12 protein-coding genes are annotated in these 13,517 nt (G+C 47.9%); 1 reads left to right on the forward strand and 11 read right to left on the reverse strand.

Annotated features, from left to right (window positions below; all coding sequences use genetic code 11):
- The first annotated feature begins 139 nt into the window (after nucleotides 1-139).
- The gene (locus tag AY633_RS05180) at nucleotides 140-1,339 is read left to right on the forward strand and encodes a M20 metallopeptidase family protein (protein WP_068487105.1); all 1,200 of its coding nucleotides are present in this window, start codon (nucleotides 140-142) and stop codon (nucleotides 1,337-1,339) included.
- Between the two features lie 1,345 nt (nucleotides 1,340-2,684).
- Here the strand turns inward: AY633_RS05180 and AY633_RS05185 are convergent.
- The 11 genes from AY633_RS05185 to AY633_RS05235 form a co-directional block, all read right to left on the reverse strand.
- Nucleotides 2,685-3,875 carry a glycine C-acetyltransferase gene (locus tag AY633_RS05185; RefSeq protein WP_068487107.1) on the reverse strand — a complete coding sequence of 397 codons (1,191 nt, stop codon included), beginning with the start codon at nucleotides 3,873-3,875 and terminating at the stop codon, nucleotides 2,685-2,687.
- Between the two features lie 94 nt (nucleotides 3,876-3,969).
- Nucleotides 3,970-5,412 (reverse strand): YhgE/Pip family protein, encoded by a 1,443-nt coding sequence (locus AY633_RS05190; protein WP_068487109.1) that lies wholly within the window; start codon nucleotides 5,410-5,412, stop codon nucleotides 3,970-3,972.
- Nucleotides 5,409-5,867 (reverse strand): MarR family winged helix-turn-helix transcriptional regulator, encoded by a 459-nt coding sequence (locus tag AY633_RS05195; protein WP_068487111.1) that lies wholly within the window; start codon nucleotides 5,865-5,867, stop codon nucleotides 5,409-5,411. Before AY633_RS05195 ends, AY633_RS05190 begins: the two co-directional genes overlap by 4 nt.
- A 148-nt stretch (nucleotides 5,868-6,015) precedes the next feature.
- Nucleotides 6,016-7,149: a bifunctional cystathionine gamma-lyase/homocysteine desulfhydrase gene (locus AY633_RS05200; protein WP_068487113.1), complete on the reverse strand. Its 1,134-nt coding sequence runs from the start codon at nucleotides 7,147-7,149 to the stop codon at nucleotides 6,016-6,018.
- Entirely contained in the window at nucleotides 7,146-8,081 is a 936-nt protein-coding gene (locus tag AY633_RS05205; protein ID WP_068487115.1) for a PLP-dependent cysteine synthase family protein, read from the reverse strand. The genes AY633_RS05200 and AY633_RS05205 overlap by 4 nt, the downstream gene beginning before the upstream one ends.
- A gap of 11 nt (nucleotides 8,082-8,092) precedes the next feature.
- The gene (locus tag AY633_RS05210; RefSeq protein WP_068487118.1) at nucleotides 8,093-8,566 is read right to left on the reverse strand and encodes an S-ribosylhomocysteine lyase; all 474 of its coding nucleotides are present in this window, start codon (nucleotides 8,564-8,566) and stop codon (nucleotides 8,093-8,095) included.
- A gap of 13 nt (nucleotides 8,567-8,579) precedes the next feature.
- Nucleotides 8,580-9,215 carry a class I SAM-dependent methyltransferase gene (locus AY633_RS05215; RefSeq protein WP_068487120.1) on the reverse strand — a complete coding sequence of 212 codons (636 nt, stop codon included), beginning with the start codon at nucleotides 9,213-9,215 and terminating at the stop codon, nucleotides 8,580-8,582.
- Nucleotides 9,216-9,365: 150 nt separating this feature from the next.
- A complete protein-coding gene (locus AY633_RS05220; protein ID WP_068487122.1) occupies nucleotides 9,366-10,010 on the reverse strand; it encodes a YczE/YyaS/YitT family protein in 645 nt (214 codons plus the stop codon).
- 53 nt (nucleotides 10,011-10,063) lie between these two features.
- Entirely contained in the window at nucleotides 10,064-10,552 is a 489-nt protein-coding gene (ybaK, locus tag AY633_RS05225) for a Cys-tRNA(Pro) deacylase (RefSeq protein ID WP_068487124.1), read from the reverse strand.
- Nucleotides 10,553-10,567: 15 nt separating this feature from the next.
- Nucleotides 10,568-12,727: a DNA topoisomerase III gene (locus AY633_RS05230; protein WP_068487126.1), complete on the reverse strand. Its 2,160-nt coding sequence runs from the start codon at nucleotides 12,725-12,727 to the stop codon at nucleotides 10,568-10,570.
- A 174-nt stretch (nucleotides 12,728-12,901) separates the two neighbouring features.
- Nucleotides 12,902-13,471, reverse strand: coding sequence for an NADPH-dependent FMN reductase (locus AY633_RS05235; RefSeq protein ID WP_068487128.1), 570 nt, complete (start codon nucleotides 13,469-13,471; stop codon nucleotides 12,902-12,904).
- Nucleotides 13,472-13,517 lie beyond the last annotated feature (46 nt).

A 13,517-nucleotide genomic window follows, 5' to 3' on the forward strand; every position in this document is an offset into this window, starting at 1 on the left:
TCCATTTATAAGTAGTCGTGTATGATTATACTATAAAAGTTTTATAAATAGCGCAATAATTTTGAAGCTTGCTAAAATACGGCGTATAATGGCGTCATTGTAATTTAAAATTTTTGTAGTATAAAGGAGTTTATTAATAATGAGTTTACTAAAGCAAACTGAAGCATTCATCGATTCCTTGCAACAGGACATGGTGGATATTCGCCGCCATCTGCATATGCACCCAGAACTATCCCATCAGGAAGTCGAAACGCCTGCCTATATTGCGGAACGTTTAGAGGAAATGGGTGTTGAAGTGCGTCGAGGCGTTGGCGGACGGGGCGTCGTCGGGACCATCCGCGGCGGCAAACCTGGCAAGACGATCGCTTTTCGTGCAGATTTTGATGCGTTGCCGATTGATGACCAAAAAGATGCACCTTACAAATCGATGGTCCCGGGCGTCATGCATGCTTGTGGACACGACGGGCATACTGCCGGCCTTCTCGGCTTTGCGAAAGCAATGATGGCAATCAAAGACGAACTGCCCGGGACGATTGTGCTGATCCACCAATTCGGTGAAGAACTGTCTCCGGGCGGGGCACGCGCGATGATCGAAGACGGTTGCCTCGATGGGGTGGATTTGGTATTCGGTGCGCATCTCCAAAGCAAGATGGAGTCCGGCAAAGTTTATCTTCGCGACGGCTATCTGCAGGCCTCAGAAGACGCGATTAAAATCAATGTCTATGGCTCCGGAACCCATGGCGCTGAACCGCATACAGGCATCGACCCGATTCTTGCTGCGAGCCATATCATGGTCGCCTTGCAATCAATTGTCAGCCGCAACGCTGACCCGTTGAAAGAGCTCGTCGTGTCGATCGGCAAATTCCATGCTGGTGATGCGGATAATGTCATCCCGAGCAAAGCGGTCATGGAAGGCACCATTCGCGTGTTCGACCCGGAACTTCGTAAACTTGCAAGCGAACGCGTACGCGGTGTCGCTGAGAATGTCGCAGCGGCGATGGGCGCACGTGCTGAAGTGATTGTTGAAACCGGCTACGATTCACTGTGGAACCACCCGGAAGCGGCAGAAATCGTCCGCACTTCTGCACGGCCAGTTGTTGGTGAGGACAATGTCATCGATATTGCTCCCGTTATGCCGGTGGAAGATTTTTCCTATTACACCCAAGCGAAGCCAGGCGCATTCTTTTTCATCGGCGCGAAAATGGCAGATGAAATGCTCGTTTATCCGCACCATCACGAAAATTTCGATTTCAATGAAGATGCGATGAACACGACGGCAAAAGTGTTCGCTTCCATCTATTTCAACGCCCAGCAAGCAGAAACCGATTCTGCAGAATAATAAAGCATGTCCCCCTTCAGCTGATTGCTGGAGGGGGATTTTATTGTAAGCTAACCTGAATATCGTGCGAGTGAGACGGGTGAGCGAGGTATATTGTTCATTGGCTGCTTCATCTTCAAGCAGTCGCCTTCCGCTTTGGGCTGGCCTTCCGCAATAAGCCGAGAAGTACGTTCGTCTCATTGCTTCGGCTCGCCCTTAAGCGCGGTTCGGCTATTAGATTTCATTGGATTTCTGGTGTGATGAAGTACCTCTTTTTCATATGTTCATCCGCTGGTGGATGATACTTATTTAGACTTGTGAGTGAGAAGAATGGTTTGTCGATCTTTTCATCACGGAGCAGCCGCCTCCCGCTTTGGGCTGGCCTCCCGCAATAAGCCAAGAAGAACGCTTGTCTTATTGCTCCGGCTCGCCCGTGGGCGCGTTTCGGCTGTTAGATTTCATTGGATGTTGTGTGGGAATAAATATCGCCGTTGATTGACTTTATCCGCTGATGGAAACGCCTAGTTAGACTTGATAGTGAGATGAATCGCCTGTTGATCAGTGCATCGTGAAGCAGTCGCCTCCCACTTTGGGCTGGCCTCCCGTAATAAGCCAAGAAGAACGCTTGTCTTATGGCTTCGGCTCGCCCTTGTGCGCGGTTCGGCTGTTAGATTTCATTGGAGGCTGTGTGTAAGTAAATATCACCCTTGATTGACTTCATCCGCTGATGGAAACGCCTAGTTAGACTTGATAGTGAGATATCGCCCATTAATCAGTTCATCGTGAAGTAGTCGCCTCCCGCTTTGGGCGTGCCTCCCGCAATAAGCCAAGAAGAACGCTTGTCTTATTGCTCCGGCTCGCCCGTGGGCGCGTTTCGGCTGTTAGATTTCATTGGACATTAGGTGCTAGAAAGTGTCGCTGTTGATTGGGTGCATCCGTTGGTGGAGACGCCTAGTTGGACTTGGTATTTTTAAGATGTTTACCTGCTATATAATTTGAAAGTTTGAAGCTAATCAATGCTTCTCACTTTTTTATCAGCACAAGAAGAAATATATTTCATCTCTAAAACTAGAGATGAAGCGGAAAGGGGCCGACGCCTGAGGGACCGAGCGGGTTGGCGAGACAAATGTGCCGCGTTCTTTGCGGCACATTGGCTCAACACCCGCCCCTCGGCAAGCGTGCCCCTTGCAGCGTAATCTCTTCCACTTACGGCTCTATTATTATCTATCTTCGAAATGGCGACGCCCTGTCGCATCCTGCGAGCCCCAAGCATGCCCCTTGGAGCGCAATCTCCACTCTTCCCATTTCCGACCCATAAGCGCAAAGAAAAAACCCGCACAACTCCATGAGCTGTGCGGGTTTGGTCTTAGTTGATGACGTTTAGTTCTTTGCCGACTTTTGCGTAGATCTCGATCGCTTCGTCGAGCATTTCTTTTGTATGTGCCGCTGTTGGCATATTGCGGACACGGCCTGTGCCGCGTGGGACTGTCGGGAAGACGATCGATTTCGCATAGACGCCCTCTTCGAACAAGCGTTTCGAGAATTGCTGCGTCAATTTTTCGTCGCCGATGATGCATGGCGTAATTGGCGTAGCAGAATCGCCGATATCAAAGCCAAGCTCTTTCAAGCCTTTCTTCAAATAATCGCCATTGTCCCATAGCTTGTCGTGCAGTTCCGTCGAATCGATGATCTTCTGAACCGCAGCTGTTGTCGCCGCGACGTCTCCTGGTGTTACCGCTGTCGAGAACAAGAACGGGCGGGAGCGCACGCGCAGCCAGTCGATCAATTGCTTCTTGCCGGCTACGTAACCGCCGACAACGCCGACTGCTTTCGAAAGGGTACCCATCTGCATATCGACTTCTTTTTCCAAGCCGAAATGTTTCACGGTGCCTTTTCCTTTGCCTGTGACGCCTGAACCGTGTGCGTCATCGACATACGTGATCAAGTCGAATTCTTTTGCGATTTCCACGATTTCTGGAAGTTTCGCAATGTCTCCATCCATAGAGAAGACGCCGTCTGTAATGACCATCACTTTATTGTATTGGCCAGATTCAGTCGCTTCTTTCGCTTTTTGGCGAAGGTCTTCCATATCAGAGTGTTTGAACGCGATGATTTTCGCTTTTGACAAGCGGCAGCCGTCGATGATTGAAGCGTGGTTCAATTGATCCGAAAGAATCGCATCGTTTTTGTCCATAACTGCAGAAATGGCCGCCATATTGCAATTGAAGCCAGATTGGAATGAAATTGCAGCTTCTGTTCCTTTGAACTCAGCCAATTTTTCTTCTAATTGCACGTGAAGGTCGAGTGTTCCATTAATGGTACGGACCGCACCTGCCCCGACTCCGTATTTTTCGATTGCTTCGATTGCTACTTTTTTCAAGCCTTCGTCTGTCGCGAGTCCCAAGTAGTTATTCGATGACAAGTTAATCAAATCCTTGCCGCCGATTTTGATAATCGCGCCGTTCGGGCCTTCTACCGGATCGATTTCATTATATAGGCCTTGGTCTTTCAATTCCGTTAAGTTTTCTTCCAAAAACGCATCTAATTTTTTCGACACAGTCCTCTTCCTTTCAAAAACAAATTCTGACTCCATCTTATCACACCGCCATTTTTTCCAAAAGAAAAAGCGGGCCATAGACGGCCGCTCTTCTTTACGCTGCTTCAGATACTGTTCTTCGTTCTTTCTGGAACCGGAAATAATAGACGGCCCCGAGTAGTAGTACCATGACCAATAATACAACTACCAAAATCCATAGGGCCTGGTCGAACGGGACGTTTCCTTCAAAACCAAAAATGGATTCCCTCAACGCTTTGATTGCATAAGTCATCGGGGAATACGGGTGGACGGCTTGGAAAAAGCCATTCGTCAATTGGATGGGAAACGTTCCTTCACTGGCACCGAGTTGCAAGACCAATAGTAAAATCCCCAGGAAGTTTCCAACTTTATCGAAAGCGGCGACCAAAAAGGACAAGATGAAGATCCAAGTGTTGGAGATCACAAAGAGGATCAGCAAGAAAGAGCTTATGTTTTCGACAGGGATATCCAACACCTTCAAAATAAACACGGCCAATAAAGCCGCCTGAAATGTTCCTTGCGCCAAAATGACCGACAGCTTGCTGCCCCACCATCTCAGCAGCGTGGTCGACTCCCGGTCACGCGTCCGGAAAGGATAAATCGTGGAAAAAGCGATCGCTCCGACAAACAAACTGAGCGCAATAATATAAGGCGCAAAGCTCTGTCCATAGTTTTCGACTTCCGTAACTGTTCCTTTATTGACTTTGACAGGCTCGCTAATCAGCTTGGCATTTTCTGTTTCAAAAGCATAAGCGGAAACTTCTTCCGAAGCTGCAGACAGCTCTTCGCTCAAATTCGTCGAGCCACTGCCCAATTCGTCGATGCCTTCGCTTATCTGCTTATTGCCTTCTATCAGTTTAGCGAGTTCTGTCGCAAGCGGTGAAGGTGCCTGGCCGGCAAGGGCCTTCATCCCATCTCCAATTTGTCCCGTGGAGTCTGCCAATTGGTCGGATCCGTCCGCCAACTCATCAGCACCCGACGAAGCTTCTTGATACCCAGCGTTCAGCTCGTTTACTGTTTCGAATACTTTTTCGGTATACAATTCGCGGACTTCGGATGCTACTGCTGTCTCTACAGCCAAAATGCTTTGGTCGGCAATCGACTTCCCGGAATAGCTATAGCCTGGATTGGTTTCGACATCCAAAGTCATTTCGGCGGGTTCTTCCGTTAACAAGGAAGACGCATTTGCTGAGAAATTTTTAGGCAAGGTGATCGAAGCATAATAATCCCCTTTCACTACGCCTGCGTGCGCTTCATCGCTTCCGACGAAATGCCATTCAAAATCGTCGTTATCTTTTAGCTCTTCCACGATTTCCTCACCGATTTGTATGCTCTCCCCATCAAGTTCAGCTGTTTGGTCTTCATTGACGACCGCAATCGGAAGGTCTTCTGTTTTTCCATACGGATCCCACATCGATGTCAAAAACGAAGCGCTGTAAATCACCGGTAAAAACATGACCGCGATTAGCGAGATAATGAGCATTTTTTTCGAGAAAATTGTTTTCAATTCATGAATCATTTGTTGTCGCCGTCCTTTTCCATTTTCAAGCAATGAACGATTTCATCCAATTGGCTCGTGAATTTTATGATTTCGTCACCCGTAAAGCGTTCAGCCAGCAAATCGTTTAGATTTTCAAAAATGACTGTCTCACTTACCTCCAATAGTTCAGTTCCTTTTTGAGTAATTGAAATGGCTTTTTTGCGCAAATCCTGATTCGTTAATATGGCAATTAAGCCATCTTGCTCCAACTTTTTAATACGATTAGAAATCGCTGTCTTAAAGACTCCTTGAATATCCGCTATTTCACTTTGGGAAATGGACGGATTTTTTTTGATGATCCGCAAGGTCTGTAATTGTTGCGGAGAATAAGCTTTCAATTTTTCGTGATTGGCAAATACATCCGCTACATAGGCATTCACCTCCAAAATCGCTTCGCTGAATTTCGAGTAGGCTGTGAATAATTCTCGAGACATTAGTATACCCCCTGTACTTAATTCCTTTTTATATAGTACACCCACTGTACTACATATTCAAGTATTTGCTTCGTATTTTTTACAGAGAGAATAGAGTTGAAAAAAATGGCATCAAAAAAAAGCGGGACGAGGCCCGCTTTCGAAACTTTTATGCCAAAGCTTGCTGTAAATCTTCAATCAAATCTTCTACATCTTCAATGCCAACCGAAATGCGCACTAAGCCATCTGTAATACCCAGTTCTGCACGACGTTCTGCCGGAATCGAGGCATGCGTCATTTGTGCGGGCACCGAGATCAAACTTTCCACTGCCCCTAAGCTTTCAGCTAAAGTGAAATACTTCAGCTTGGCAAGCAGTTCATCCGCTTTTTCCTTACTGCCAACATCAAAGGAGATCATTCCGCCAAAACCGCGCGCTTGTTTTTCCATCAGGGCTTTACCCGTATGGCTGTCGAGCCCAGGATAAATGACTGCTTCAACTGCCTCATGCCCGTCCAGGAATTCAGCGATTTGCTGGGCATTGGTATTGGTTTCTTCCATACGGATCCCGAGCGTTTTCAGACCGCGCATCAATAGCCAAGAATCTTGCGGCCCGAGGATCGCGCCCACTGAATTTTGAACGAAATGCAATTCTTCGGCTAACTGCGCCGTGTTCACGACAACAAGTCCTGCCACAACGTCGCTATGGCCGCCGATGTATTTCGTTGCGCTATGCAAGACGATATCCGCACCAAGAGCAATCGGATTTTGGAAATACGGCGTCATGAACGTGTTGTCGACAATCGTCAACAGTCCATTCCCTTTCGCAAAAGTCGCCACTGTTTCAATGTCCGTTACTTTCAAGAGTGGGTTGGTTGGTGTTTCGATAAAGATCGCTTTTGTGTTTTCCTGGACCGCCGCTTTTACTTGCTCCAAATCACCCGTGTCGACAAAGGTGAATTCGAGTCCGAAGCGGTTCAGTACTTTGTTGATGACGCGGTAAGTTCCGCCATATACATCGTCTGTTAAAATGACGTGGTCGCCTGCTGAAAACAGCATCATGACAGAAGAAATAGCCGCCATCCCAGAACCGAAGGCAAATCCGGCATGTCCGTATTCTACATCGGCAATCAATTCTTCGAGCGCGTGGCGCGTCGGATTGCCGGTTCGTGAATATTCATACCCCTTAAACTTGCCTACCGCTTCCTGCTTGTACGTACTTACTTGGTATATCGGTGTCGAGACAGCGCCGGTCGCCTCGTCTCCGAAAATACCGCCGTGAATCAATCTAGTCTTTGGTTTCATTGTTGTTCCTCCTCTAAAAAAGCTCCATAAATATCCTGGCTCAAATAGCGTTCACTTGAATCGGCGAACACGGTAACGATGTGACTGCCCGGCTTCGCTGATTGCGCTTCACGCAATGCGGCCGCAAATGCGGCACCAGAAGAACTGCCGACGAGCAGACCCTCGTTCTGCGCAAGCTGACGCACAGCATCGAACGCTTCTCGATCCGTGATGGTGTGGATGGCATCAAAATACTGCGTGTCCATAAATGGAGGAAGCAATTCCATGCCAATGCCTTCCGTTTTATGCGGCCCGGATTCTCCACCGTTTAAAATAGATCCTTCCGGTTCCACGATAACGGTTTTGATCGCCTGATTCTGCGCTTTTAGAAACTGTGATGTTCCCATGAACGTGCCCCCGGATCCTGCTCCAGCAACAAAGACATCGATGGCTCCGTCCAGTTGGTCCCATAGTTCTGGCCCAAGCGTCTGGATATACGTTTCCGGGTTTGCAGCATTGGAAAATTGCGCAGGCATGAACGCATCTTCTTGCCGAGCGATTTCCTCCGCCTTTTTGATGGCGCCTTTGATGCCATCAGCAGTTGGCGTATTGATCACTTCGGCACCTAAAGCGCGCATAAGTGTTTGTTTTTCCATACTGAATTTTTGAGGAACGACCAGTTTCAATTGATAGCCTTTTCCAATAGCGGCAATCGCTAGCCCAATGCCCGTGTTGCCGGCAGTCGGCTCGACAATCGTTCCGCCTGGCTTAAGCTCGCCGCGTTTTTCTGCATCAGCGATCAATGCCACCCCGAGGCGGTCTTTGACACTGCCGCCGGGATTGAAAAACTCTAGCTTGGCAAATATGCGGCAATTATTCGGAATCGTACTATGCGTCAATTCCAGGACCGGTGTGCGGCCGATCAATTGCTGAATCTCTGTTGCGTAATCCATGCTGAGTCTCCTTATGCCGTTTCTTCTTTGAAGATTTGGCGCCATTCGTCTTTTTTCGAAAGCATTTCTTTGGCGATTTCGTGTGCGCCTTCGAGGCTATGGCTCGCTGCCCAACCGCATTGCACTTCGTTGCAAGCTGGCACTTCGTCCGCTGCAATGACATCTTTTAAAGTGGCTTCTAAAATTCTTAAAATATCATCATAGCTATCGTGATTGATCACGGAGATATAAAATCCAGTTTGGCAGCCCATTGGCCCGATGTCGATGATTTGATCTGAATGGTTGCGGCTATGCTCGGCCATCATATGCTCGAGCGAGTGAAGGCCTGGCATGTCCATATGTTCTTTGTTCGGCTGTTTGAAACGGATATCGTATTTCTTGATAACGTCACCGTTCGCGCCCGTCTTTTCTCCGGCTAAACGGACGTAAGGTGCAGCTACTTTTGTATGGTCCAAGTTAAAGCTTTCTACGTTCATTTTTTTCATGATAATCTCCCTTTCATCGTTTAGTTGCGTCCATCAAGAACACATAGTCGTTTAGGCGTGTGAAGTTTACATCAAAACCGTTTTGTTGAAACAATCCTTCTAGTACAGGCAGCGTCGTATAATACTCACGCTTTAAGTCTTCCACAAGATTTTTGTGGCCCTCGCCTTCTTCGTACACGATGCGTCCTTGTTTTGCTTCTTCCGATTCGAAAACCGTATCTGCGAAAACCACTTTCCCGCCGCTCGGCAAGAGCGAAGCGTAAAGCTTGATTGCCTGCTCTTTCTCTTTATCTGTTAAGTGGTGGAAAGCATAGCTGCTGACAAAACTGCCGACTGCTTCTGGGAGGTCGAATTCCAAGAAGTCCCCATCTAGCAGCGTCATTTGCGGGAATTTGCTTTCGGTAGCTTGGCGCATCGCAGCATTAGGCTCAATGCCGGTCACGTGAAATCCTCTACTTAAGAGAGCAGCTGTGAGATTGCCTGTCCCTGTTCCGAATTCGACTACAGGGCTTACCGCTTTCTTCGCGACTGCCTCCAGAATATCCTTGTAGTTTTCAAAAACTGCTGCATATTCCGGATCTTCTCCACCGACTGAGGCATCATAAGTATGCACCCACTCATCAAAGATCTCGACAAATTCTCTTCCCATAATTACACTCCCACTCTCTCAAATGTTATTATACACAAAACCAATAGTCTTACTTGGTTTTATTTATAACATATGCAGTTGCCTAGTTCAAGTTAAGGCGGCTGGCCATTTTCATAAAAAAAGACCCGGCATACGCCGGATCGCAGATTCTCATACTTTTAAAATAGGCGGCAATTCCGCTTGATGCTTTAAAATAAGCCGTTTTAATAAGGATTCGCTTTGGACGAGCGATACTTGGACCACCCGGCCGACCAATAAGGCTATAACGATTGTTCCAATGCCGACCGGTCCCCCGAGCATCCAGCCGATCAACGCCACCGCCACTTCAATAGAGGTCCGAATCGTGCTGACGCTAAACCCTGTTTGCTGAACTAAAATCAGCATCAAATCATCCCGTGGGCCAGCTCCCATTTTCGGCGCCACATACACGCCAACGCCATAGCCCATGACAATGATGCCAGCTGTGAAAATCAATATTTGGCCGGCCAGGGAATGAATATCAGGAATGAGATAATTGAATAAATCAATGAACAATCCGATTAATAGCATATTTAGCCAGGTTCCAAACTGGGGCCATTTCCGCCTGACAAGTGAAGTGGTGCTGATCAGTGTAAATCCAGCAATGATCGACCACGAACCGATCGTCAGGCCGAAATTTTCGTATAAGCCGACATGCAGAACATCCCAAGGCCCGATTCCTAGACGGTCGCCTTTGATGGTCATTGAAATGCCCAGTCCAAGCAACATCATGCCAAACAGGAAAAACAGCCACCGGTAATACATAGAAACTTTCATTCTCTTTCCTTCTTTCTTGTGAACCTTTCACGCTCTAAAAGTGGCGGAGACACTTATGACTTTGCTGTCAATTCCGCGTGCTCCCCTTTTGTTGCCTTCAGTAAATCTTCCGGTGCCATCTTCAACTGCGCACCGATTTTCCCAGCAGAAACAATTATTTCATCCAATTCTGAGGCTTGATTGGCGACGAATGTCCGAAACGGCTTTTTCATGCCGAACGGAGAGCAGCCACCACGTACGTATCCCGTCAGCGGCAAAATTTCTTTGACCGGAACCATGTCGACTTTCTTTTCCCCACAGGCTTTCGCAGCTAGCTTTAAATCCAACTCGTCGGCAACCGGAACGAGAAACACGTAATGATTTTTAGAAGAGCCTGCGGCGACCAGTGTCTTATACACCGCTTCAACAGGCGCACCGATTTTCGCCGCTACCGATACCCCGTCGATTTTTCCGTCATCGGTGCTGTACTGGAGCGACTCATAATCGATTTTTTCGCGGTCCAACAGGCGTGCGGCATTGGTCTTTGCTGCTTTTTTCGCCACCTTGCCCCCTCCTATTCAGTCGTTTTGCTCGAGCATTTTCTTCAAAGCATCCGCCATCGCAGTATTTTGCGGCGGCTCATCTTGTTTCTTCAAGTACTTATTGACGTCTTTCTTATTCGCCTTCGATTGCCCTGCTTTTTTGCGTTTTTCAAACGCCGATAGTTTTTCACGGTGTCCGCATTTGCAGACGAACATTTTATTGTCTCCATCACCGACCATGTCCATGCGTTTGTGGCAGTTCGGACAGCGGGCATTGGTCTGCATTGAGACGTTTTTCTTGAAGCCACATTCGCGGTCCTGGCACACGTGCATCTTGCCGCGTTTGCCGTTTACTTCAAGCAAGGGTTTGCCGCAGTCCGGGCACATTTTGCCGGTGATGTTATCGTGCTTGAATTTCTTGTCGCTTGACTTGATCTCAGCTACAGACTTTTTCGAGAACGCGACCATTTCTTTCATGAATTGTTCTTTTTTCAGCTGGCCTTTGGCGATTTTCGTCAATTGCGTTTCCCAGTCCGCCGTTAATTTCGGTGATTTCAAATCTTCAGGAACGAGCTCCAATAGTTGACGCCCTTTCGACGTAATCGTCAAATCCTTGCCTTTTTTCTCGATCAGGAAGCTATTGAACAATTTATCGATAATGTCCGCACGCGTGGCAACGGTACCAAGACCGCCAGTTTCCCCAAGTGTCTGGATGAGTGCTTTTGATTCGCCCGCCATGAACTGAGCTGGATTTTCCATTGCTCCGAGTAAGGTTCCTTCATTGAAAAACGCCGGTGGCTTCGTTTTGCCTTCTGTCAGCGTGATGCCTTTCAATTCCACAGACTGTCCTTGCTCGAAGGGCGCGAGTGTCGATTCGCCTTCCTCATCGGCGTCTTTGTAGACACGCTTCCAGCCTTCGTTGCGAATCGTATTGCCTTTCGCCTGGAAGGTTTCACCGGAAACGTCGAGCGTCACCGTCGTCCGGTCGTACTCATGCTGCGGCAGGAAAACTGCCAGAAAGCGGCGGACAATCATATCATACAGTTTGTATTCCTTGTCGCTGAGCTCATGGAGCATCGGTGTTTCTTCTGTCGGGATGATGGCGTGGTGATCCGATACTTTCGCATCATCGATGACGCCTTTTTGCGGAACGCCTGCACTTTTCAATGCTGAATTCGCAAGCGAACGGTACTCGCCAACTTGCACCGCTTTGATGTGCTCTTTCAAGGTTCCTTTCATATCACTGGTCAAATGCTTCGAGTCCGTACGCGGATACGTGACGATCTTGTAGCGCTCGTACAGGTTCTGCAAAGTGTTGAGCGTTTCTTTCGCAGACCAGCTATAGCGCTTATACGCTTCTTTTTGCAATTCCGTCAAATCAAATAATGGCGGCGCCGGTTGTTTTTTCGGCGCGATCTTCACGTCCGTTACCTTGCCTTGATGTGCCGCGTCGAGCTTGGCGAATAAACGGTCGATTTTGTCTTTATCGAAGCTTTGAGTTGTTTGGCCATCTGTCCAGATAAATGACGCCTTATCGCTGATCGCCTGAAGGCCATAATAAGGCTTCGGCTGAAAATTGCGGATGTCTTGTTCGCGCTGTGCAATCATTGCTAAAGTGGGTGTCTGGACGCGCCCCGTCGATAATTGGGCATTGTGCTTCACTGTCAAGGCACGCGTGGCGTTAATCCCGACGACCCAGTCAGCTTCTGCGCGGGCGACCGCCGCCTGGAATAAGCTTTCATACGCTTTGCCGTCTTTTAAATTTTGGAAGCCGTCCTTGATTGCCTTATCAGTAACGGAAGAGATCCATAAGCGTTTCACCGGCTTGTTGACTTTGGCTTGTTCCAAAATCCAGCGTGCCACCAGCTCGCCTTCCCGCCCTGCATCCGTCGCGATGATGACTTCTTTTACATCTCCGCGGTTTAGCTGCGCTTTGACCGCGTTGTATTGCTTCATCGTCTGTTTGATCGGCACCAATTTGAATGGCTCGGGAAGAATTGGCAAGCTTTCCATCTTCCATTCTTTCAAATCGTTATTGTATTGTTCCGGCTGTGCATGCGTCACCAAATGGCCAAGTGCCCAAGTGACGATATATTGTTTGCCTTCTAAAAAGCCATTCCCTTTTTGAGAGCATCCGAGCACTCGCGCAATGTCGCGCGCAACGGATGGCTTTTCTGCAAGAACTACTGATTTCATAAGCTAAAACCCCTTTTCTACAGCGTCTAGTATAGCATCTTCTCTCCCTTCTTGTGCAGAGGGAGATGCTGGCTCGTGATTGTAAACAAGCTTCTTTTTTGGGCCATATAAAAACACCCCAAAAGTTAGAGTTGAACTCTAACTTTTGGGGTGCACTACCTGAGGGAGGTTTTTTCAATGGTCATCGATATCGATTGTTTCTTTCGATAAATGAGTGCTCATTTTAGCGTATTGGTTGAACACGCGTGCAAGTTCACGCAGGCGGTCATGAACATCGTCATTGATGATGGCATTTGTATCATCGAAATGGCTTGTATGCGTGTAAACGTAATTCGGCGTCACCAGGCAGCGGAAATAATCAAGAATCGGTTTCAGCTGATTTTCAATAACTAGATGATGCTGATACGTACCGCCGTTTGCAACGATCGATACGGGCTTGTAGCGCATCGTCCGCGGGTGAAGCATATCGAAGGCGTTTTTCAAGACGCCAGGAATTGACCCTTGGAAAATCGGCGAAGCGATGATATAGCCATCTGCTTCTTCAAAACGGCGGACCATTTCGCGCATGCTGTCATTGTATTCGGCATTTGGACGCCCATCAACGAATTGATGTTCATACTCGCTCATGCTCAAAATGCTCAATTCCATCGCTGGATCTATTTGTTCCAGATAGACTTTGACCTGTTCCAACACAGCGCCTGTTTTGCGGCCCAGAATTGTTCCATCCACTAATAAAATTTTCATTCTCCTGAATCCTCCTTGACTCCGTATAAGCAGGCACTAAAATCGA

The organism is Planococcus maritimus, from assembly GCF_001592825.1.
Taxonomy (GTDB): Bacteria; Bacillota; Bacilli; order Bacillales_A; family Planococcaceae; genus Planococcus; species Planococcus maritimus_C.